We start from the raw sequence: 22446 nt of genomic DNA, 5'->3' as shown, positions 1-22446 counted from the left end.
CATCTGCTCGATGGTGGGGGGCGGCAGTCCAACTGAATCTCCGCGGCAGTCCGGAGCGAAGAGGGAGTCTGCGATGAAGTTCATCGATGAGAAGCTGCGTGCCCCGCCCCAGGAGGCGGCCCGCGTTCCGGGAGGGACCGTGGTCTCCGCCGGTGACTGCGGTCTGCTCCTTGTCAGGATCACCTTCGGCCTCCTCATGGCCGGGCACGGATCACAGAAGCTCTTCGGAATATTCGGTGGTGAAGGTCTCGACGCAACGGCCAGGGGTTTCGCCGCTCTGGGATACCGTCCAGGAATGGTCTATGCCGCCATCGGCGGCGGTTCCGAGTTCCTGGGCGGTCTGGGCCTGGCGCTGGGGCTGTTCACCCCACTGGCATCGGCTGCCCTGATCGGAGTGATGATCAATGCCATGGCGACCGTCACAGCGGCACATGGCCTGTGGGAGACGGAAGGCGGCGTCGAGTACAACGTGTGCATCGCGGTCGTGGCACTGGCCGTCGCCGCCATCGGTCCCGGCCGGTTCGCCCTCGACAGACCGTTCCGCTGGGGGAGGGGCGGCTGGCCGGAAGCCGCTTTCGCGCTGTTCGTGGGCGGCATCGGCGCCGCCATCGTGCTGAGCCTTTGAACCCGGGCTCGCCCTTGGACGGATTCGGACGGCTCCCGTGCCTGCCGTCGACGTCAGGGATGTGGCCACTCCGCGTGACGACGGAAGGCGGGATGGGGCCGACCGGATTCGAACCGGCGTCCTCCCACACGCGGTGAAGGCGCGACGACCTCTGCGCTACGAGCCCTATCCCGCCAGTGATCATACAAGCAACTCGCATTCCATCGCCCCCGGATCAGCGAGGACGGCGGGATCCAGGGGGCGCCGTACTCCCGAGCCGTCGTGCCCGGCCGCGGCGCGCATTCTTGAGTCCGAGCACGGCCGTTGTCATCAGATCGACATCAACATGTGCCTGCTGGAGCCGGGTCGGACGCTGTTGCCTCCGCCGGGACGCAGTCGGCGGCCGGGTCCGGCGGCGGACCGTCCGGGAACGGACGGGAGGGGCGGCGGACGACGGAAGCCGCCCCTCCCCGCCGCCGGTTCAGGGCATCAACGAAGCCCGTAGTAGAGCGAGTTGTGCGCGGTGTCCGGCAGGTACAGCACGTCGTTGCCGTCCGAGTCCCGCCGTACCGCGAGCCGGTCCGCGCTCACGCCCGGTGCGGCGGACTCCGCGGTCCAGGCGCCGTCCGCCGACTGTGTCGCGGCGAAGACGCGGTCGGTGCCGGAGCCGGCGACGTAGTAGATCCGCTTGGTGTCCGTCTCGTCCCAGGTGATGCCGAGGGCCGCGGCCGTCTGACCACCGGCGTACACGGTCTTGCGGACCCAGTCGCTGCCGCTCGGGTACGCGTAGTACACACGGAAGTTGCCGCCGCTGTCGGCCGAGCGGTAGCGGTAGGCGACCTTCGGTGTGGAGCCGTCGAGGGTGAGCTTGGCGCTCTGCACCGCCGGACCCGTGTAGGCGTTGTCGATGCTCCACTCCTCACCTGTGGTGAGCTCCTGGATCACGTCGGACGTGTCGGGCGTCACCGGAGTGGTGACGGCCGCGCCCGCACTGTCCGCGAAGGCGCCGGTCGACGGGTCGTAGCTCAGGTAGGAGAGCTGGTGCCGGAACCCGGTCGCCGGGGCCTTGGCCCACTCGTAGAGGAGATGTACGCGGCCGTCGGCGTCCACCGTCAGGTCGTCGGGGTACACCGAGCGGTTCAGCGCGTCGGCGAAGGTGGCGACCACGCTCCAGCGTGCGGCGGCGTTGTCCCAGCGGTACAGCTTGCCGGGGCGCTTGTCGGAGCCGGAGCCGACGCGGGCGGCCAGGTACAGATCGCCGTTGGGTGCGGTGGTCACGACCGGGTAGGTGATGCCCACGCCCTGGTCGGGCAGCTCGGACGCGTGATCCGTGACGTCCCCGCCGGGGGCTTCGGTGCGGAAGTAGCGCCAGGGGTCGGCGTGCATGGAGGCGAACACATGCAGACGGCCGCTGCCGTCGCGCGCGACGGACGACTGGTTGTGACCGTTGTCGTCGGGGAACTCGGCCTGCTGTCCGCTCCTGTCGAGCAGCGGCAGACGGCTCCACACCCCGTCCGGGTCGCGCCGCGCGATCGCCGGACGGTGCGTGGCGGCCGTCGAACCGGGCTCGTTGAAGGCGAAGTACGTGTACTGACCGCGCCCCTTGTACGTGGCGACCGGCGTCCACCAGGCGGCCTGGTTCGACGAGTCCATCGCGTACGGGACCTTCTCGATCACCGTCGCCGCGGCCGCCGCGGTCGCGGCACGGTCCGTGTCGTCGGCGCGGGCGGCGGCCGGGACGAGCGAGAGCAGGGCGGCCAGGGACGCGGCCGAGGCGGCGTAGGCGCGTGCCGTGGGACGTCGCAAGGTGAACTCCTTCGTGGCGGTGTGGCGGTGAGGCGGTGAGGCGAACGGGAGTGGCCCCGTATGTCGGCACACCGCCTCCACTGCGCCCGGAATTTACAGCAGTTCCCAGATCATGAATAGAGGTTGCACAATGCGGAACTTGAATACGTCTTGGGGAAGGCGTGTGCGGCATGGCAAAGGGCCCGGTGAAGGCCGTTTCGACCTTCACCGGGCCCGGAGCGCCGCGCGCCGGCTCAGCGCTTGATGAGGGCGGCGACCTCCTCGCCGGCCTTCTTCATCGCGTCCTTCGGCTTCGACTTGCCGACCAGGACCGCCTGGACCTGCTTGGCCACGGCCTCCTCGATCTGGGCGTTCTGCGCGAACTGCCAGAACGGGCTGCCGGTCGCCGTGTCGGTGATCTTCTCGGTCCACTCGGTGGTGAAGGTGTCCTGGGCGACCTTCGGGTCGGACAGGCCCACCGTGGTGGACGGCGGCAGGGCGCGGGAGGCGAAGTACTCGGTGGTGGTGGCGCGGTCGGAAGTGGTGTGCAGGGCGAACTGCGTCGCCGCGTCCTGTCCCTTGCCCTTGACGATCGCGATCACGCCGCCCCACAGCAGCGCCTGCGGCGTGTCACCGGCCTTCAGCACCGGCCGCTTCATCGGCTGCATCGCGTCGGCCAGCGTCTTGTCCTTGGACTGCGCCGAGGTCACGCCCTTGCCGATGATGGCGTCGTCGTAGAAGGCGGCCTTGCCCTGCCCGAACAGGGCGCGCGCGTCGAAGCGGTCCACGTCCGCGGCGATCAGCTTCTCGTCGTGCAGCTTCTTGTACCAGGTGACCGCGTCGACGGAGGCGTCGTCGCCGATGGTCACCTTGTCGCCGTCCATGAGCATGCAGCCGAAGGTCTGCATCCACGGGAAGATGTCCTTGAGCTGCGCGACCTTGGTGGCCGCGGCGTAGGGCACGATGCCGTTGCCGAGCCCCTTCAGCTCCCGCAGCGCGCCCTCGAACTCCTCGATGGTGGTGGGGTGCTTCTTGATGCCGGCCTTCTCCAGGAGCTTGGAGTTGGCGATCACGCCGATCGAGCCGGTGTTCCACGGCAGGCCGTACTGCTTGCCGTCGTACATGCCGCTGTTCAGCGCGACGTTCGTGTAGCCGCCCTTCATGGCCACGGTGTCGAGTTCGGCGAGCTTGCCCATCTGCGCCACCGCGGCGAGCCAGGCGATGTCGAGGTGAACCGCGCCGGTCGTCTCGCCGCCGCCGAGCTTGAGGGTGAGCTGGCTCAGGTACTCGTTGTACGGGTACGAGACCGCGCGGATCTTGGAGCCCTCGGCCTTCTCCCACGCCTTGATGATCTTCTCGATGGAGGGCTTGGCGGCCTCCTCGTTGAGCGACCAGGAGGTGAAGTCGAAGTCCTTGGACTTCGTGTCGCCTCCGTTCGAGGAGGTGCTGGCGCCGGACGGTGCGCAGGCGCCCAGCGCACCGGCTCCGGCCACACTGAGCGCGCCGATGCCGAACATGCGCAGCGCGCCGCGCCGGCTGATGCCAGAGGTGGTCATGGTCTCTCCATGGGGGAGTGGGCGGAAGGGAAGAGTGTGGGGGGAGGGTGCGGGAGGATCCCGCGGGCTCAGCTCTTGACCGAACCGGCGGTCATGCCGCCGACGAGGTAGCGCTGCAGGAACATGAAGGCGATGACCACGGGGACGGAGACGACGAGCGAGGCCGCCATCAGCTCCGGCCAGGCGGTCTGGAACTCACCGATGTACGTGGAGACGAGGCCGGGCGGCAGGGTCTGCTTCTCCTTGTCGGCCAGCGTCACCGCGAAGATGAAGTCGTTCCAGCCGCGGACGAAGGCGAACAGGCCGGCGGCGATCATTCCGGGCGCGGCCAGCGGCGCCACGATGGAGTGCAGCGTCCGCCACCGGGACGCGCCGTCGATGGACGCGGCTTCCAGCAGGGCGTCCGGAATGGTGTCGAAGATGCCCTTCAGCATCCAGACGCACAGCGGCATCGTGAACGTGGTGAAGGACAGCACCAGGGCGGTGTAAGTGTTCAGCAGGCCGAAGCTGGAGAAGACGGCGTACAGCGTCACCAGCAGGACCGCCTGGGGGAACATCTGGGAGGCCAGCACCAGGTGCATCAGCGACCGGCGTCCGCGGTAGCGGAACTTGGAGAACGAGTAGCCCATGTACGTGGCGACGACCACGCTCAGCACGGCGGTGATCGAGGCCACGATGAGGGAGTTGACCAGGTACTTGATCAGCTGCTCGTTCTCGGCGAGGGCCGTGAAGTTGCTGAAGGTGATCTCGGTGGGTATGAGCTTCGGCGGGAACTGGAAAGTCTGCTCGGGGCTGCTCAGGGCGGTGGCCAGCAGCCAGTAGATCGGCAGCATGCCGAAGGCGCCGATCACCAGGACCGCGGTCCAGGCGGCGATCCGCGAGCGCAGCAGGTCCTTGCGGATCCGGCGTCGCGAGGTGCGCCCGGCGGACGCGGTGTGCGGCCTCAGCCGCTCGGTGCCGGACAGCGGGGTGGAGGTCGTGGAGGTCATCGGGCGTCGCCCTTCCGCTCGGTGATCCTGAGGTATACGGCGACGAGGACGAGCAGGAGCAGCATCCACAGTCCGCCCAGCGCGGTCGCCCGGCCGATGTCGAAGCCCTTGAAGGCGGTCTGGTACACGGCGGTCGCGAAGGTCTCGGTGGAGCCGGCCGGGCCGCCGCCGGTGAGCACGTAGATGGTGTCGAAGTGCTGGAAGTTCCAGATGAACTCCAGGAGCAGCACGATCGATGCGACACCGCGGACCTGCGGCCAGGTGACGGCGAAGAAGCGCCGGATCGAGCCCGCCCCGTCCATGGAGGCCGCCTCGTGCAGTTCCTTGGGAACGGTCTGCAGACCGGCCAGCAGCATCACCATCATCCAGGGGAAGCTCGCCCAGGTCTTGGTGATGATGACGGCGAGCATGGCGGTGCCGGGCTGGCCGAGCCAGGAGATGGACTCCTCGATGATCCCGGCCTTCATGAGGATGCCGTTCAGCACGCCGTAGTTCGCGTTGAAGATCCACATCCACAGGAAGGAGATCACCACACCGGGGATCACCCACGGGAACAGGAACAGGCCGCGCAGGAAGCCGCTGCCCTTCAGGCCCGAGTTCAGCGCGAGCGCGAGCGCGAAGCCGATCACGAAGGGCACGACCGTCGCACCGACGGTGAAGACCAGCGTCTGCTTGAGGATCGTGAGGAAGTCGCCGTCCAGCCAGTAGGCGAAGTTCTCCAGGCCGACGAATTCCCGGCCCGGCAGCCGCAGATCCTGCTTGAAGAAGCCGGTGAACAGGGCCGAGACCAGCGGGTAGACGATGATCGTCGCGAACAGGGCGATCCCCGGGGCGGTCAGCAGCAGTGCGAACGCGCCGTTGGAGAGCCGCCCACCGGCCCGCTCACGGCGTGGAGCGGCCTTCTGGGGAGGTGCGGCCGTACTCATGGGTGTGTCCTCTCAAACGGGGCGGGAGCGGTGTTGCAGGGCGTGGCACGGAAGGCCGTGCACCGGCAGCCGGATGCGACGCGGCCGGGCGCGAGTGGTGAGTCGCCCCGTCCCCTGTTTCGCCCGAGGCCCTGTGTGAATGCCATTGCATGCTCCATTGAACGCAAGTTGCAGCATGCGGGATCGTTCTCCATATCGTGCGACGGCGTCAACCCTGCTGGTGAGTGAATCGCCGGTTCTGTGCGGGACCGGCAAAGTCGCCGCACTTGCCATGAGCTGGTCCGTCGGCCCGCGGCGACGGTGTCGTCGGCTGCGCTGGAAACTTACAACAAATCCCACTGGCTGAACAGTGGTTGCACAATATGGATGTGATGTACGTTCAAGGTCGCTCCGCTGTGGCGGAGGGAATCCGAGCTTCACATCAAGGAGGCCGCACCGTGCGGGAAGAAGAGGTCCATTACGACATCGCCGTCATCGGCGGTGGCCTGGCGGGGACCTGTGCGGCCATCGCCGCGGCACGGCTCGGCCGACGCGTCGCGCTGGTCAACAACCGGCCCGTCCTGGGCGGCAATGCCAGCAGCGAGGTCCGTGTCTGGGTCTGCGGTGCCACCGCCCACGGCGTGCACCGCTGGGCCCGGGAGACCGGAATCATGGGCGAGCTGTACACCGAGAACCAGTTCCGCAACCCCGAAGGCAACCCGTACTACTGGGACCAGGTGGTCCTCGACGCGGTCCGCGCCGAGCCGAACATCGACCTGTACCTCAACACCGACGTACGCGAGGTCGAGGCGAGCGGCCCGGACGACGCACGCGAGGTGCAGTCCTGCACCGGCTGGATGATGGGCTCCGAGCGGCGCATCACCTTCCACGCGCACCAGTTCCTCGACTGCACCGGCGACGGCCTGCTCGGCCACCTCGCCGGCGCCCACCACCGCATCGGCCGCGAGGCGCGCGCGGAGTTCGGCGAGCCCTGGGCACCCGAGGAGGAGGACGAGGCGCTGCTCGGGTCGACGATCCTGTTCCACACCAAGGACACGGGACGGCCGGTGAAGTTCGTGCCGCCCGCCAGCGCCCGCGACCTCACCACCACGCCCATCCTGCGCAACCGCGTCCTGCGTACCGGCGACAACGGCTGCGACTACTGGTGGATCGAGTGGGGCGGCGAGCTCGACACCGTCCACGACAACGAGCGCATCCGCGACGAGCTCCAGTCCGTGATCATGGGCATCTGGGACCACATCAAGAACTCCGGCGAATTCCCGGACGCCGAGAACCTGACCCTGGAATGGGTCGGCAGCCTCCCCGGCAAGCGCGAGTACCGCCGCTTCCTCGGCGACCACATGCTGACCCAGCAGGACATCCTCGAACAGCGGCAGTTCGCCGACCGCGTCGCCTTCGGTGGCTGGTCCGTGGACCTCCACCCGGTGCAGGGCATGTACGCCGACGAGCCCGGCGCCCGCCAGCGTTACGCGGACGGCATCTTCCACATACCGCTGCGCTCCCTGTACTCGGCGAACGTCACGAACCTCCTGTTCGCCGGGCGCAACATCTCCGCCACCCACATCGCCTTCGGTGCCACCCGTGTCATGGCCACCTGCGCCACGCTCGGTGAGGCCGCGGGCACGGCCGCCGCGCTCTGTGTCACCGAGGGCCTCACCCCGCGCGAACTCGCCGCAAAACACCCTGAAATGGTGCGCCGCACCCTGCTGCGGCAGGACGCCTCGGTCATCGGCCTGTACGACGACGACCCCGAGAACCTGGCGCGCACGGCCCGCGTCAGCGCCTCCTCGCACCTGAGCCGCCTGGCCGCCGAGCCCACGCAGACCGCACCCGGCGAGCCCTACCCGCTCACCCGCGACCTCGCGCTGCTGCTGCCGGTGGACCCCGAACTCGACACGGTCGACCTGCTCGTCCACGGCGTCCCGGGCGGGCCGGCGAGCGAACTCACCGTGGAACTGTGGAGCACCGGCCGCCCCGAGAACGCGGTCCCGGTCGACCACCTGCTCACCACCACGGTCACCGTGCCGGCCGACGGCCCCCACTGGGTCACGGCCCGCCTCGGCCACCGCCCGGACGCCCCGGAGAACGTCGTCCTGATCGTGCGCGCCTGCCCGGGTGCCGCGCTGGTCCTCGTTCCCGAGCGCATCGACGGCGTCCTCGCGCTGCGCAGCAGGGTCGAGGGGGACGCGGCCGTCGACCACGACATTCCGGAGGAGGACGGCCAGCTGGTCCTGGAATGGCAGGCCCGCGGCCTGCGCCGCCGGAGCTTCGGCTTCCGCGCGGCCCCGGACACCGGTGCGTTCCGGCCCGAGCGGGCCGTCGGCGGATTCCAGCGCGCTTACGGAGGCCCGCAGATGTGGTCGTCCGAGCTCCTGCCCGACCCGGACCGGGCCGAGCAGTGGCTGAGCCTGGACTGGGACGAGGAGCAGCAGCTCACCGAGGCACGCGTGGTGTTCGACGACGACGTCGACGAGTACCTCAACAACCTGCACCGCCACCGCACCCCGTTCGAGGTCATGCCGGAACTGGTCCGCGACTACCGCCTCCAGAGCCGCGAGCCCGACGGCACCTGGCGCACGCTGCTGACGGTGGAGGGCAACCGCCGCCGCCACCGTGTGCACCCGCTTAACGGTGCGGACGGCGGGCCCCTGCGCACCGATGCGCTGCGGCTCGTGGTGGATGCGACGCACGGAGCGCGGCACGCGCATGTGATCGCGTTCAAGGCGTACGGCGCGTAAACGGCACGGCGAAGGGGCCCGGTGAAGGTCGAACAACCTTCACCGGGCCCCTTCGTGGTGTGATTCAGAGGACGCCGAGTGCCTGGCTGATGGCGTCGGCGGCTTCGATGACCTCACGGGTGAGGGCGAGCCGCTGCCCGTTGGTCTCGGCGTGGTTGCCGAGGAGGGAGGCCGGGCCCCACAGGGAGATGGCGGCGACCACGTCCCCCGAGGCGTCGCGGACGGGCGCGGCGAGGGAAGCACGGCCAAGGGCGCGTTCCTCGGCTTCGATCGCGTAACCGGTGCGGCGGACCGTGTCGATCTCGGCGTCGAGGAGGTCGTGGCTGGTGGTCGTGTAGTCGGTGTGTGCCGCGAGCGGCTCGGGAAGCAGCTTGCGGCGCTCCTTGGGCGTGAGGCCGGTGAGAAGGCATTTGCCGATGCTGGTGGCGTGCAGCGGCGCCGTGTGCCCGGCCTGCGTATAGGACTTCGGAGCGCGGTGCCCCTCGAAATTGCACAGGAACATCAGCTCGGAGTCCCGGCGGACGGCGACATTGGCCCCCAGCCCGGTGCGGGTCGCGAGGTCCTGGAGGACCATGCGGGCCGCGCGGTGGACGGGATGCCGGTTGGTCGCGGTGGCGGCGAGCGGGAGAATCCCGAGGCTGAGGCGGTAGAGGTTGCTGACCGGGTCGCGTTCGACCATGTCGAGCCGTTCGAGGGTGGACAGGAGCCGAGAGGTGGTGGAAGACCCCAGCCCGGTGAGTTCGGCGACGTCGGAGACGCGTAGTTCGGCGCGGCCGGCGTCGAGTGCGCGCAGTACCGAGACCGCTCGTTCGACGCTCTGGTTCGTCCCGGCATCGGTCGCCCGCGTGGCCATGGCCCTCCTCATTTTGCAAATGGCTTGCACAATCTGCATCAGCATATCGCGTCGACCTGGGGGATGTCCCTGACTTCCACCGGCTCGCGAAGGACCGGATCCGCACCCGAACCGTCCCGCGGCGGACGGTGCCCGGACCGACGAGCCGTCCGCCTCGCAGGGGCAGATCGCGGCGAGGGCGCCGATGAACAGGGCCAGGGCGAGGAACGGAGCCGGGCGGGGCCGTACGCCTGGGGACAGATCGGGACTTCTGCTTTCCGTGGAGACACCGCCACCAGGTGGGCGGGCCCCGAACGCGCAGGGTCCTCAGCGTCGCGGCGCAAGTCACCGCTCGCTGCCCCGTCTTGATCGGCAAGACACCCACGAGTGAGGGTTGCGTTCCGCCGCGGCGTGCCACCAGCCGGGTGGAGATGTGCCGGTGACCTCGGCGGTGGGCTGGTCGGGATGGAGCCCGAGGCGTCTGAGAGCGTCGGTGTGGACGCGGACGTGGAACCAGCCGTGCCAGTGGCCGTCAGCACCGATGCCGCAGGCCAGACCGCATTGGATCTCGTCCAGGTAGAAGGGCATCCAGTCGATGCCGCGGTCGCGCAGTCAAGCGCGGACAGCCTCCATCGGGCGGGGGCGGCCCGGCAGATTCTCGTAGGCCGCGATGGTGATCCAGTCGTTGATCGACGTGTCCATGGCGTCCATGATGCCGGGGATGGCATGCAGCTGTCATGACCATCCTTTGAGTGCGGCGAAGAGGACCGAAGAGGACAGCCGCCTCGCCATGCACAACGGGCGAACCACTGCAACTGGACCCGGACCGACAGCGCGTGGGCCGGCCGGGCTCGACCTCGGTCACACCCCGACCGCTCCGTCGATCCGTTCGCGGATCAGGTCGGCGTGTCCGTTGTGGCGGGCGTACTCCTCGATCATGTGGATGAGTACCCACCTCAAGGAGACCGCTCCTCGCCAGGCGTCACGGCCCTGGATGTCGAGGTGAGGGGCCTCGGCGGCGAACTCGCGCGCGAAGGCCACCTCGTCCCGCCAGGCCCGCCAGGAGGCGGCGACGACCTCAGGTGCGGGAACCGCACCGTCGAAATCGCCCTCCGGGGCGTCCGCCGAGGAGAAGCGCAGCTCGACGTCGTGCCCGGCGAGCACGGCCCGGAACCAGCGGCGCTCCACGTCGGCGAGATGCCGGACCAGGCCGAGCAGCGAGAGCGAGGACGGGGAAACGGATCGCATCGCCAACTCCGGACCGAGAGCCGAGCACTTGAGCTCCAGGGTGGCGCGCTGGGCGTCCAGCACGGCTGTGAGCATGGGCCGTTCGCCTCCCGTCGCAGGGCCGCTGAACCGGTTGCCGCTGTCGGTACCGGCGAAGAGTTCGATCCGGCGGTCGGGAATCCTCATGACTGCATCATGATGCCTCGGCAACCGCTCCAGGAAGCCGCGCAGGGGCGTCGGCTTCGTCCGAGACGAATGCTGCCGCCGGACGTCGGAGTCCGGATCGGGCAGCCGGCCGTCCGGCGGCTCGACTGCCGTTCTCCCAAGACCTCCTCAGAACCGGCTGCCGAGCCACTCGTGGATGGCGAGCGCAGTGCTACGTGCGTGCTCCTCCAGCATGGTGAAGTGGTCCCCCGGCACAATGATCTCGGCGTGCGGCAGGCTCCAGTCCGGGGCGGGATCCGCGCCGGGCAGCAGGTCCCGGGCTCGTACGTACAGGGTGGGACAGGCGAGCGGAGCGGGTTTCCAGCCGCTGAAGAGCTCGAAGTATCCGGCCATGGCGGTGAGCCGGTCGGTACTGGCGGAGGCGTACTCCGCCGCCCGGCGCAGCATGTCCGACGTCATCGCGGAGAGCGCCTGCCCCCGGTCGCCGTGACCGGGGGGATAGGTGTCCACCAGGACGACGGCGGCCGGGGCGGCACCCTCGGACTCCAGACGCTCGGCCACGGCGTGGGCCACCCAGCCACCGGCGGACCGCCCCAGCAGTACCGGAGGGCCTTCGGCCGAGTCCGCGCGGACAGCGGCGACCTGCGCCGTGACGAACGCGTCCAGTGTGGCGGGCAGCGCCTCGCGGGGCTCGAACCCCGGATGCCGCACCGCGGAAACCGGCCGCAGCCCTCGTAGCCCGGCACCGAGCCGCGCGTACTCCTGCGGTCCGGACAGTGCGCTGAGCGCGGGGGAACAGACCAGGCGGGCTCCCGTGCCGCCCGCCGCGAGCAAGACGGGTTCGCGCGTCGCGCCGGGCGCTTCGGTCCCGTCGAAGACCGGGCGCAGGCGCGCGGCGACAGTGAGGAGCACCATGCCGTCCCAGCTCCGGCCCCGGGCACATGCGGTACGGAAGAGCGCGCCCAGGGAGTCCGGAGAATCCTCTGCGTGCGGTGCTTCGGTGACCCGCCCCCGGACGTCCGGCGGAGCGCCCGCCCCAGGACCGCTCCCCGCGCTGCTTCCCGGATCGTCGTCCGCCGAAAGTCCCGAAAGTCCCGAAAGTTCCGGGGAGTTCAGGGAGCCGACGGTCGCGAGCCGTGTCGGGGCGTCGGACACGGCACCCGCAGATGGTGCCTCGGCGGCATACCGCCGCGTCAGCTCGACGGCGAGCGCGCGCGGCGTCGGGAAGTCGAACAGCAGCGTGGACGGCAGTGCGAGCCCCGTCCACTCCGCGAGCTCATTGCGCAGATCGACCGCTGCCAGGGAATCCAGCCCCAGGTCCGCCAGCAGGGCGTCCCCGTCGATCTCGCTCGCCTCCTCCCGATGGCCCAGGACGCGGGCCGCCAGCGTCCGGACGTTCGTGAGCAGCACCCTGCCCATCTCCCCGGGGGAGGCAGCCGCCGGCAACCGGCCGAGCCGATCCCCGCCCTCGTAGCCCCTGCCACCCGCGTGGTTTCCGTCCTCGGCAGGGGATCGGAGCCGGTTCGCCGCCGTGTCACCGCTGTGGAGGGCGGCCGGGGCGAGGCGGGCCGCCACCACCACGGGTTCGTCGCCGGCCACGGCCGCGTCGAAGAGCGCCAGGCCCTCTTCCGGCCCGAGCGGGCCGAACCCGGAACGGGCCATCCGCTGCCGGTCCGCGTCGCCGAGGTGCGCCATCATGCCGTCGTTCTGCTGCCAGGGGCCCCAGACGATCGACGTGCCGGGCAGCCCGAGTCGCCCGCGGTGCCGCGCCAGGGCATCCAGCACGCAATTGGCCGCGGCGTAATTGGCCTGGCCCGCGGAGCCGAAGGTACCCGCCACCGACGAGAACAACGCGAACACGGCAAGTTCATGACTGTGAGTCAGTTCGTGCAGAGCGAGGGCGGCGTCCGCCTTGGGCCGCATCACCCGCCTCACCCGGTCCGTGGTGAGCGCCGCGACGACACCGTCGTCCAGCACTCCCGCGGTGTGCACGACGCCCGTCAGCGGGTGGGCCGCCGGAACCGCGTCGAGCAAGGCCGCGAGCGCGGTCCGGTCCGCGACATCACAGGCGTGAACGGTCACCCGGGCGCCCGCCTCGTACAGCTCCGAGACGAGTTCACGGGCCCCCGGAGAGTCCGGCCCGCGTCGGCCGGCGAGCAGCAGGTGCCGGACGCCGTGAGCGGTGACCAGGTGCCGAGCCACCAGCATCCCAAGGGAACCGGTGCCGCCGGTGACCAGGACGGTCCCCTCCGGGTCGAGGGTCCGCCCCTTCCGTGTTTTCGGTGCCGCCTCGGCCGGCAGCGGCACCAGCTTCGGTACGTACACCGCCCCCCGACGTACGGCCGCCTCCGGTACCGAGGCGGCCAACAGGCCGGGAAGGGCTCTCCACGAATCGGGGTGTTCGTCCACGTCGATCACGGCGAAGCGGCCCGGATTCTCCCGCAGCGCCGAGCGGACCAGACCCCACACCGGGGTGTGCAACGGTACGGGCACTGCCTCGCCGGACCGGCCGTCACTCCCGCGACCGGCGGCATCGTCCGTGGGGAAACCGTCACCTGCCGGAGCGACGGCACCGGACGTCACGAGGACGAGACGGGAACGGGACAGGCGTGGCTCGGCGAGCCACTCCTGCACGAGCCTCAGTGCCCGGTCCGCCGCCCGCAGCAGACCGGCAGCCTGGTCCTGGTCATCGTCGGCCGTGCCCGGAAGTGGGCACGGTGCCACGACGACGGCCGAAGACGCGTCGCACGCCGCCGGGTCGGGGTACACCGGGACACCGGAACCGGGCGGCGCGAGGGCATCCACCAGCCATGTGTCCGCAGCGCCCAGAACCCCCCAGCGAGGCGGCGTCATGGGCGCGGACGGCTCGGCCTTCGCCACCCAGTCCGTCCGGTGGAGAGCACCGGTGGCCGCGTCCGCCGCCGTTGAGCCGGAGCCGGATTCGGTACGCGGAAGAGGCCGGAGCGCCAGCGAACGGACCGTTGCCACCGGCGAGCCCGTCCCGTCGGTCAGCTCCACTGCGGCCCGACCGTCCGGACCGGGGGCCACCCGCACTCGCAAGCGCTGCGCACCGGCGATGTGCACACGCACCCCGCTGAAAGCGAACGGCAGGGACAACCCGCCGTCCACCGGACCGGCCGCCCCGGATACGTTCGCGACCCGGCCGTTCAGGGCCAGGGCGTGGAGCGCCGCGTCGAGCAGCGCGGGATGCAGGACGAACTCAGGGCCGCCCGCCTCCCGGTGCGCGGCCCGGACCGCTTCAGGCAGCGCGACGTCCGCGTACAGCTCCTCTCCGCGACTCCAGGCGGCACGCATGCCCCGGAAGGCGGGGCCGTATCGCAGCCCGTCGGCGGCCAGTTGCTCGTACGGCCCCGTCCCCGGGCCGCCGGCGTGCAGCGGCATCGCCCCCTCCGGCGGCCAGGACGTGTCCGGCCGGGGCCCGCCGCCGGTCTCGCCCGCGGTCTCACCTGCCGCCGTTGTCAGGTCCTCGCGCGGCCGCGTCGGCGAAAGAGTGCCGACGGCGTTACGGAGCCAGGGACCGTCACCCGCCGGAGTATGCGGCCGGGAGTGGCAGAGCACAGCCCGCCGCCCCGCTTCGTCCGCCCCCGCCACCCTCACCTGCAAGGCGACGGCACCGTCCGAGGGCAACGGCAGCGGTGCGGTCAGAACGAGCTCGTCCACGACAGCGACGCCCATCAACTCGCCGGCATGGAGGGCCATTTCGAGGAAGGCGGTCGCAGGAAGCAGGATCTCACCGGCCACCACGTGGTCGGCAAGCCACGGCTGGTCCCGCACCGAAAGCAACCCGCTCAGCAGCAGCCCGTCGTCGTCGGCCGTACGGATGCCCGACCGCAGGAACGGATGGGCGGCCTCGGCCGCCGGGGAGGCGGGCGGAAACTCCGGGACGGCCTCCAGCCAGTACCGGCGGCGCTGGAAGGCGTACGTGGGCAGCGCGACGCGGCGCCCGCCGCTCCCGGCGAGGGCAGCCCGCCAGTCGACGGGAACACCGTGGGCATGCAGGGCGGCCAGCGTGTCGAGCAGGGCATCCGCCTCCGGCCGCGACCTGCGCAGTGTCGGCAGAACCAGCGGTACCGGGCCCCGCTCACCAACGCCCGCCTCACCCGCGTCCGGTCCGCCGTCCGTGCCGTCCGCGTCCGTGCCCGGCCCGGACGCGGATAGGCAATCACGCACCAGGCCGGTGAGCACGCCGTCCGGCCCCAGTTCGACGTAGTGTGCCGCGCCTTGCTCACCCAGGTACGCCACCGAATCGGCGAAGCGGACCGGACGGCGGACATGATCCACCCAGAATTCCGGTGCGCACACCTCCTCGGCGGTGGCCGCCCGGCCCGGTACCGCGGTGATCAGAGGCAGCTGCGGCGCGGCGAAGGACAGACGCCCGACCACGTCCGCGAACTCGGCCAGCACGGGCTCCATCCGGGCGGAATGGAAGGCATGGCCGACCCGCAGCGGCGTCACCGAACGGCCCCGCTCCCGGAAGTGCGCGGCCACCTCCCGCACCGCGGACGCGTCACCGGAGACCACCACCGACGCAGGCCCGTTGACCGCGGCGATCTCCACCGCGCTCCCGGCCGCGGAGAGGTGGCCGGCCACCTCGTCCGCGCCCGCGGCCACGGCCGCCATCGCGCCGCCCGGAGGCAGCGCGTCCATCAGCCGGCCCCGGGCCGCCACCAGCGTGCACGCGTCCGCGAGGGACAACACCCCGGCGGCGTGCGCCGCCGCCACCTCGCCCACCGAGTGCCCGGCCACCAGACCGGGGCGTACTCCCCACGCCTCGAACTGCCGGAACAGCGCGGTCTCCAGAGCGAAGAGCGCCGGCTGCGCGAACCGGGTCGTGTCCAGCAACGCGCCCTTCTCCGTACCGGGCCCGGCGAACATGACGTCCCGCAGGGGCACCGGCAGCAGTGGGTCGAGCAGGGCACAGCACTCGTCCAAGGAACGGGCGAAGGCCGGGTACAGATCCCGTGACTCGTACAACTCGCGGCCCATGCCGGAACGTTGACTGCCCTGACCGGTGAACAGGAAGGCCGTCGAGCCGTGATGGCGGGACGTGCCCGTATGCACTCCGGACCGGTTGCCGCCCTCGGCCACGGCCCGCAGGGAGCCGAGCAGCTCCGCACGGTCCCGGGCCACCACCACGGCCCGGTGCTCCAGGGCCGCACGCGTGGTGGCGAGCGAGTACCCGATGTCTGCCAGGGACGTGTCAGGAGCGGCGGCCACATGGTCGTACAGCCGTCGCGCCTGGGCCCGCAGCCCCGGCACGCTCCTCGCCGACACCGGAAAGGCCACCGCGGCCCGCCCAGGACGCGCCGCACATTCCGACTCCACCCCGGACCCGACACGGCCGATCCCCGCGGCCCCGCCACCCGCCACGGCACACAGCGCTGCGGTCTCCTTGTCGCCCGGAGGCTCTTCGAGCACCACATGGGCATTGGTGCCGCTGATCCCGAACGACGACACCCCCACCCGGCGCCGGCGGTCCGTCGCAGGCCACTCCACCGCCCGGCTCAGCAGCGCGATCCGCCCCGCCGACCAGTCGACCCGGGGCGTCGGCTCGTCGGCGTGCAAGGTACGCGGCAGCACACCGTGCCGCATCGCCTGGACCATCTTGATCACCCCGGCCACTCCGGCAGCGGCCTGGGTGTGACCGATGTTCGACTTCACCGAGCCCAGCCGCAGGGGACGCTCCCGCTCCTGCCGCCCGTACGTAGCGAAGAAGGCCTCCGCCTCGATGACGTCCCCCAGCCGGGTGCCGGTGCCGTGCGCCTCCACCGCGTCGATGTCCCCGGGATTCAATCCCGCGTCCGCGAGCGCCTGCCGGATCACCCGCTGCTGCGCCGGCCCGTGCGGCGCGGTCAGCCCATTGCTCGCCCCGTCCTGGTTCACCGCCGAGCCGCGCACCACCGCCAGTACCGGAAGCCCGGCGCGGCGCGCCTCGGACAGCCGGCTCAGCAGCAGCATCCCGGCACCCTCGGCCCACCCCGTGCCGTCGGCGGACGCACCGAACGCCTTGCAGCGGCCGTCGGGCGCCAGCGCCCGCTGGCGACTGAACTCCACGAACGACGAGGGCCCCGACATCACCGTGGCGCCACCGGCCAACGCGAAGGCACACTCACCCCGGCGCAGCGCCTGGGCCGCCAGATGCAGGGCCACCAGGGACGAGGAACACGCCGTGTCCACGGTGAGGGCCGGGCCTTCGAGCCCGAAGGCGTAAGCGATGCGGCCCGAGGCGACGCTTCCGGCGTTACCGAGGCCGAGGTACCCCTCGACCTGCTCGGGCGTCCTTGCCAGACGGCGCGCGTAGTCGCTGTACATCAGCCCGACGTACACACCGGTCGCCGAGCCGCGCAGAGTGCCCGGGACGAGACCGGCGTACTCGAAAGCCTCCCACGCCACTTCGAGCAGCAACCGGTGCTGCGGGTCCATGGCCAGGGCCTCGCGGGGCGAGATGCCGAAGAACGCGGGGTCGAAGCGGTCCGCACCGGAGAGGAAGCCGCCCTCGCGCACATACGTCCTCCCGGGCCGCCCGGGGTCCGGGTCGTAGAGCGCGTCGACGTCCCAGCCCCGGTCGGTGGGGAAGGGGCCGACGGCGTCCCGCCCCTCGGCCACCAGTTGCCACAGCTCCTCGGGCGAGGTCACGTCCCCGGGGTAGCGGCAGGCCATCCCCACGATCACCACGGGATCGTCGTCCGACCGGGCCGCACTCCGGTCCACCGGACCGGCGCCGGCCGGTGCGACGGCGTTCCGTTCCCCGAGGTGGGCGGCGAGCGCCTCGGCCGTGGGAAAGTCGAAGGCGACGGCCTCGGAGAGCGGCAGACCGGTCGCGGCCGACAACCGCTCCCGCAGCACCGTGGCCGTGAGGGAGTCCATGCCCAGGTCCCGCAGCGCGGTGCTCGGCTCCACCGCCCGAGCCGTACAGCCGAGCACGGCAGCCACCTCGCTCCGCACCAGGGCGAGCAGGTCCTCCGACGGCTTCCCGTTGCCGGTGGCCTCCGCGCCCAGCGCCCGTGCGGGCAGACCGGCGAGATCCCGCCGCAGGATCTTCCCGGAAGAGGTACGGGGAAGGTCCTCCACCTCGAACAGCTCGACGGGCACCTTGGAACCGGACAGTTCCGCACGACAGGCGGCGAGGATGCGTCCCCGGTCCAGTACACCGCCGGGCTCGGCGACCAGATAGCCGACCGGCACCTCGCCGAAGGCGGGGTGCGGACGTCCGGCCACGGCGGCGTCCGCCACCCCGGGCAGCCGCCGCAACACCGCCTCCACCTCCGAAGGGTGGATGTTCACCCCGCCCCGGATGATCAGATCGCTCGCCCGGCCGGTGATCGCCAGTGCACCGAAGCCATCGATCCTGGCCAGGTCACCCGTGCGGAACCAGCCGTCGCGCAGTACCTCCGCGGTGGCTTCCGGCCTGCCGTGGTAACCGGCCATCACCCCGGGCCCGTTGACCCACAACTCGCCCTCGCCCGTGTCCCGGCCGTCCGGACCCCCGCCGACCCGGACCCGGGTCCCGGGCAACACCCGCCCGCACGTTCCGGACGCCATCGCCCCGCCCGGCGCCGACATGGTGACCGGGCCCGCCTCCGTACTGCCGTAATGCTCCAGATAGGGCACACCACAGATCGCCTCGAAGGACTCGTGGAACCCGGGCCCAGCCGCCGCGCCACCACTGACACAACCCCGCAGCGTGGGGCCACCGAGACCGCCGCTGCCGTCCTGACCGCCGCTCTCGCCCCGGACCGCGTCGAGCAGTGCCGAGTGCGTGGTCGGAACCCCACCGAGCAAGGTGAACGAGCCGTCCTCACGCCGCAGTTCACCGAGCACCCCCGCCACCGAGAACCGGGGCAGCAGCACCGCGCTCGCCCCCACCGCGGTCACCCCGAGGAAACACACGATCTGACTCATCGCGTGATGGAGGGGCAACGGCCACAGCACACGGTCCTGTTCGGACAGGCCCAGAACACCGGCCAGGCCCGTCGCGACCGGCGAGAGCCGGTTGCGCTGGGTGGACAGCACGCCCTTGGGCACACCCGAGGAGCCCGAGGTGTAGAGCAGCCAGGCCACTTCGTCCAGCGCGAGATCGTCCCGGGCCGGCGTCCTCGGCTCCGTACCCGCCAACTCCTCGAACCGCAGAACGCCACCCGCACCCGCCACCCCGGCGGGCCGGCCCCCGACTCCGCCGACCTCGCCCGCCGGCTCCACGAGTTCCGCGAGTTCCGCGCCCGAATCCGAGTGCCAGCCCCCGCCCCCGTCCTCGGCACCGCCTTCGGCCACCACCACGATCAACCCGGGGCGCAACGGCAGCGTTCGCCGCCGTGCCAGGCAGGCATCATCCGTGATGAGCACCCGTGCCCCGCTGTCGTCCAGCAGGCGGGTCAGCTCTTCCTCCGAGTTCCCGGGGTCCAGCGGCACGCCCACGCCGCTCGCCCGGGTGACGGCGAGCAGGCTCTCGACCGCCTCGACACGATTGCCGAGCAGCACGGCCACCCGTTCACCACGCTCCAGACCGAGTCCGGCCAGATGACCGGCCAGCCGTGCGGTCCTCCGTTCCAGCTCCCGGTAGGTCACACGCCTGAGCCGGTCCTCGAAACAGACCTTGTCGCCGAGGCGCCGGGCGTGGTGCCCGAGCAGTTCCGGCAGTGGCTTGACGATGTCGGCGTGCTTACCCACCGCATGACCTCCTTGAGACGACCCGCCGTTGAGGACGATGGCACAGTTCCCCAGGTTGCCTCCCGGTGACGGGCCGACGCCGACGGGGTACGACTCACCTGCCCCGAGCAGTTGTTCTCGCGCACCCGACGCGCTTCACCGATGTCGTAGGCCGACTCGCGGCACCAGCCGGCGCACGGCACGCCAGACGCTCCGGTCGGCCAGACGTCGTCTGACCTGGGCGGGCCGCTTGCTCCTCACCGGCGTACTGGCCTGCCAGGTCACCACCGGCGTCGCGATCGTGGCCTGGAGCCAAGTCGGCTGAAACCCTTGGGCGGTGCAGCCGCTCGCTGCACCGCCACTTCGAGACACCTGAAACTCACGTCGAGGAGGTCCACCGGCAAGGGGCCGGCGACACCTTGCCGGGCGCTCTCGACGGCACCGATGCTCTCGCTGTCCGACTCGCCGGGACCGCAGCCGGCCTCCTTCGCTTGTGTCCGCGCTGTGCACGTGCGTGAAGCCCGGGGCCCGGCATCGGCCGCGCGGGCGGGGGACTGCCCAGCCCCGGCGAGGCCACGCGGTGATCACGGTCTGCGTGACCGTGATGTGGTCAGCCGGTCCCGGCGGCGAAGGGACCGCCATCGCCGAAGACGAGCCGCGCGAAGTTCTCGCCGATGCGGCGGTGCCCTGCGGGATCAGGATGGACCTCGTCGGGCAGCGGGAACTCGGCGTAGTCCTTCTCGCCGTAGAGGTCACGGCCGTCGAGGTAGTGCAGGCTCGGGTCGTCAGCCGTCCGCTGTTCGACGATCCGGGCGAACTCGTCGCGGATGACGTTGAGCGTCAGGCGCCCGGCAGCGCGATCGGCAGGATCGCCCGTGGCCTTGAACCGCAATGTCCCGCCGTCGAAGTCGGGCGCGAGGGGGCCGGGAGTGTCCTCCTGGACCGGGCACAGGACGGGGGACACGACCAGCAGCGGTGTGGTCGGATGCCCCTCGCGGATGGTGTCGAGGAAGCCGTGGACCGCGGGCGTGAAGGCGCGCAGGCGCATCACGTCGGAGTTGACGACATTGATGCCGATCTTGACGCTGATCAGGTCCGCAGGGGTGTCCCGCATCGCGCGTGCGGTGAACGGGTCGAGCAGCGCGCCGCCGCCGAACCCCAGGTTGACCAGCTCCACTTCGCCCTGGGCCGCGGCCAGGGCGGGCCAGATCGCGGTCGGGTGGGCGGCGTTCGAACCGTGGCTGATGGAACTGCCGTGGTGCAGCCATACCCTGCGCCCGCTGTCCCGCGCCGCCTCGACCGGGGCATCGGTCCGCAGAGCGATCAGCTCGGTGATCTCCGTATGCGGAAGCCAGATCTCGATGCCCTTCTCACGTGCCGGCAGACCGGTGAACCGGGCGGTGCCGGCGGGCCCCTCGCGCAGTTCGGCGGACTGGGTGACCATGTCGTTGATCGTGCGGACGTTACCGCCGGGCACTGTGGCCTGGGCGGCGAGCCGGCCGTCGACCAGCAGGTCGTAGACGCCGTCCGCCGGCGCCGGGAAACCTCGGTAGACCCGCTTGGTGGGCAGCGTGTCCAGTTCGATGGTGGTGGCCCGCGTACGGAAGGCCAGCCGCACGCCGGAGGGCTGGGCCTCGGCCACGGCCAGTTGGTTGTCAGGGATCTGCCGACGGGCCCGAGCGGGCAGCCGATGCGGCAGCAGGCCGTGTGCGGTCGGTTCCACGTCGAGGAATCCACGCAGTATATCCGCAGTGACAGGCGTGGTGATCCAGTCGTCTTCGGTGTTCACTGTCCCAGCCTTTTGATCAAGGTTCTCTGAATGTTCAGGTGCGCGGCTGTGCTGGTGTGCGGCGGACCGTCTCCGGCGGCGCGGCCCCCGCTGGTCAAGGCTTGGCCCGGTTCCGCAGCAGAACATCGAGGGAATCCAGGATCCAGGCCCAGGACTCCTGCGAGTCGACGGCGGTGTGACTGAAGCCTCCGGCAATCTCCAGGCTGACGTAGCCGTGGAAGACGCTGCCCAGCATCCGGACCGCGTGCGTCTGGTCCGGCTCCGTCAGGTCGTAGCCGCGCAGGATCGCCCGCGTCATCTGCGCGTGCCGCACCCCGGCGCTGGCGGCCGCGGTCTCGGGGTCGAGCCTGAGGCGGGCGGCGTCGTAGCGGCCGGGATGCTCCCGGGCGTAGTCGCGGTAGGCATCCGCAAAGGCGGCCAGGGCGTCCTTGCCGGCCCGCCCGGCCAGCGCGGCGGCGACCCGGTCGGCGAGTTCCTCCAGCGCGAGCAGGGCGATCCTGGTCTTGAGGTCCTGAGAGTTCTTCACGTGCGAATACAGACTCGCGACCTTGACGTCGAACCGCCGGGCGAGCGCCGAGACGGTCACCTGGTCGAAGCCGACCTCGTCGGCCAGTTCCGCCCCCGCACGCGTCAGACGCTCCGTGGTCAGCCCCACGCGAACCATAACCTTCCTCTCATTCGGCGATAATTATTATGCATTTGCCTAAGAGCTTTAGGCAAATGTGCCTGTCGCTCACGGAACCACCGACCGGGCAAGGCATCCGTACCGCGTACGTGAACTGCACCAAGGGCGAGGCGAGGCATGTGTTCGTTCCCCGTGATCCGGCCCAGCGCCCCTGGGGCGACCTGAGGCAACCGGGCAACTTCGTGGGTGCCCTGAAACGTAACGGAACGGTCCGCCGGAGAGACCCGCTCGGACTTTCCGGTGCGCGAGCTCTTTACCGTGGCAGCGCCCGAGTCCCTGACCGCCTTCGTGACCAGAACACTCTCCAGGCGCAGTGGTCGTCCACGCCGAACGGCAGCGACGCCGCGTCACCTACCGCACCCGTGCCACGGTGGTGGCGCTGTTGGTGGCCGTGCCGAACGCCTGCCGGAGACCCACGAGCCGGTCCACGACACTCTCTTCTGGGCCGGCGTCATCACCGACCGAGTCGCCTGTTCCCACGAC

The 22446-nt window shown here is 70.9% G+C and carries 12 protein-coding genes and 1 pseudogene; 3 read left to right on the top strand and 10 right to left on the bottom strand.

Annotation, left to right across the window (positions count from 1 at the left end):
• Positions 1–73: 73 nt before the first annotated feature.
• Positions 74–625, top strand: a complete 552-nt coding sequence (locus ACFYY7_RS24555; RefSeq protein WP_388664487.1) for a DoxX family protein — start codon at positions 74–76, stop codon at positions 623–625.
• A gap of 468 nt (positions 626–1093) precedes the next feature.
• Here ACFYY7_RS24555 and ACFYY7_RS24550 read toward each other — a convergent pair whose 3' ends face one another.
• From ACFYY7_RS24550 to ACFYY7_RS24535, 4 genes are all read right to left on the bottom strand, one after another.
• Positions 1094–2410, bottom strand: coding sequence for a BNR-4 repeat-containing protein (locus ACFYY7_RS24550; protein ID WP_388664485.1), 1317 nt, complete (start codon positions 2408–2410; stop codon positions 1094–1096).
• A 233-nt stretch (positions 2411–2643) separates the two neighbouring features.
• On the bottom strand, positions 2644–3945 hold the full coding sequence (locus ACFYY7_RS24545) for an extracellular solute-binding protein (protein ID WP_388664484.1): 1302 nt from the start codon (positions 3943–3945) through the stop codon (positions 2644–2646).
• A 68-nt stretch (positions 3946–4013) separates the two neighbouring features.
• A complete protein-coding gene (locus ACFYY7_RS24540; RefSeq protein ID WP_266734494.1) occupies positions 4014–4934 on the bottom strand; it encodes a carbohydrate ABC transporter permease in 921 nt (306 codons plus the stop codon).
• Positions 4931–5860 carry a sugar ABC transporter permease gene (locus ACFYY7_RS24535; protein ID WP_358945862.1) on the bottom strand — a complete coding sequence of 310 codons (930 nt, stop codon included), beginning with the start codon at positions 5858–5860 and terminating at the stop codon, positions 4931–4933. The genes ACFYY7_RS24540 and ACFYY7_RS24535 overlap by 4 nt, the downstream gene beginning before the upstream one ends.
• A gap of 437 nt (positions 5861–6297) precedes the next feature.
• Here ACFYY7_RS24535 and ACFYY7_RS24530 point away from each other — a divergent pair, with 437 nt between their 5' ends.
• The gene (locus ACFYY7_RS24530) at positions 6298–8598 is read left to right on the top strand and encodes an FAD-dependent oxidoreductase (RefSeq protein ID WP_388664482.1); all 2301 of its coding nucleotides are present in this window, start codon (positions 6298–6300) and stop codon (positions 8596–8598) included.
• A gap of 64 nt (positions 8599–8662) precedes the next feature.
• Here ACFYY7_RS24530 and ACFYY7_RS24525 read toward each other — a convergent pair whose 3' ends face one another.
• The 6 genes from ACFYY7_RS24525 to ACFYY7_RS24500 all read right to left on the bottom strand — a co-directional run bounded on the left by ACFYY7_RS24525 (position 8663) and on the right by ACFYY7_RS24500 (position 21942).
• Positions 8663–9451 (bottom strand): IclR family transcriptional regulator, encoded by a 789-nt coding sequence (locus ACFYY7_RS24525; protein ID WP_266734490.1) that lies wholly within the window; start codon positions 9449–9451, stop codon positions 8663–8665.
• Positions 9452–9775: 324 nt separating this feature from the next.
• Positions 9776–10018, bottom strand: coding sequence for a hypothetical protein (locus tag ACFYY7_RS24520; RefSeq protein WP_388664480.1), 243 nt, complete (start codon positions 10016–10018; stop codon positions 9776–9778).
• Between the two features lie 273 nt (positions 10019–10291).
• Positions 10292–10843, bottom strand: a complete 552-nt coding sequence (locus tag ACFYY7_RS24515; protein WP_388664478.1) for a DUF664 domain-containing protein — start codon at positions 10841–10843, stop codon at positions 10292–10294.
• Between the two features lie 147 nt (positions 10844–10990).
• Positions 10991–19510, bottom strand: a complete 8520-nt coding sequence (locus ACFYY7_RS24510) for an SDR family NAD(P)-dependent oxidoreductase (protein WP_388664476.1) — start codon at positions 19508–19510, stop codon at positions 10991–10993.
• 589 nt (positions 19511–20099) lie between these two features.
• Complete coding sequence (locus ACFYY7_RS24505; RefSeq protein ID WP_388664474.1) at positions 20100–21278, bottom strand: GDSL-type esterase/lipase family protein; 1179 nt, start codon at positions 21276–21278, stop codon at positions 20100–20102.
• 94 nt (positions 21279–21372) lie between these two features.
• The gene (locus ACFYY7_RS24500; RefSeq protein ID WP_388664472.1) at positions 21373–21942 is read right to left on the bottom strand and encodes a TetR/AcrR family transcriptional regulator; all 570 of its coding nucleotides are present in this window, start codon (positions 21940–21942) and stop codon (positions 21373–21375) included.
• A 56-nt stretch (positions 21943–21998) separates the two neighbouring features.
• Here ACFYY7_RS24500 and ACFYY7_RS24495 point away from each other — a divergent pair.
• Positions 21999–22127: pseudogene (locus ACFYY7_RS24495) on the top strand (FBP domain-containing protein); the annotation flags it as partial.
• Positions 22128–22446 lie beyond the last annotated feature (319 nt).

It is taken from the genome of Streptomyces sp. NPDC001933, assembly GCF_042890955.1.
Classification (GTDB): domain Bacteria; phylum Actinomycetota; class Actinomycetes; order Streptomycetales; family Streptomycetaceae; genus Streptomyces.
The sequence above is the reverse complement of the archived record's forward strand: the minus strand, read 5'-3'. Positions and strand labels throughout refer to the sequence as shown.

Bases quoted from the DNA above. Each gene is read 5' to 3' on its own strand.
- ACFYY7_RS24555 (WP_388664487.1), top strand. From the start codon at position 74: ATGAAGTTCATCGATGAGAAGCTGCGTGCCCCGCCCCAGGAGGCGGCC.
- ACFYY7_RS24540 (WP_266734494.1), bottom strand. From the start codon at position 4,934: ATGACCTCCACGACCTCCACCCCGCTGTCCGGCACCGAGCGGCTGAGG.
- ACFYY7_RS24545 (WP_388664484.1), bottom strand. From the start codon at position 3,945: ATGACCACCTCTGGCATCAGCCGGCGCGGCGCGCTGCGCATGTTCGGC.
- ACFYY7_RS24520 (WP_388664480.1), bottom strand. From the start codon at position 10,018: ATGCCCTTCTACCTGGACGAGATCCAATGCGGTCTGGCCTGCGGCATC.
- ACFYY7_RS24525 (WP_266734490.1), bottom strand. From the start codon at position 9,451: ATGGCCACGCGGGCGACCGATGCCGGGACGAACCAGAGCGTCGAACGA.
- ACFYY7_RS24515 (WP_388664478.1), bottom strand. From the start codon at position 10,843: ATGAGGATTCCCGACCGCCGGATCGAACTCTTCGCCGGTACCGACAGC.
- ACFYY7_RS24500 (WP_388664472.1), bottom strand. From the start codon at position 21,942: ATGGTTCGCGTGGGGCTGACCACGGAGCGTCTGACGCGTGCGGGGGCG.
- ACFYY7_RS24535 (WP_358945862.1), bottom strand. From the start codon at position 5,860: ATGAGTACGGCCGCACCTCCCCAGAAGGCCGCTCCACGCCGTGAGCGG.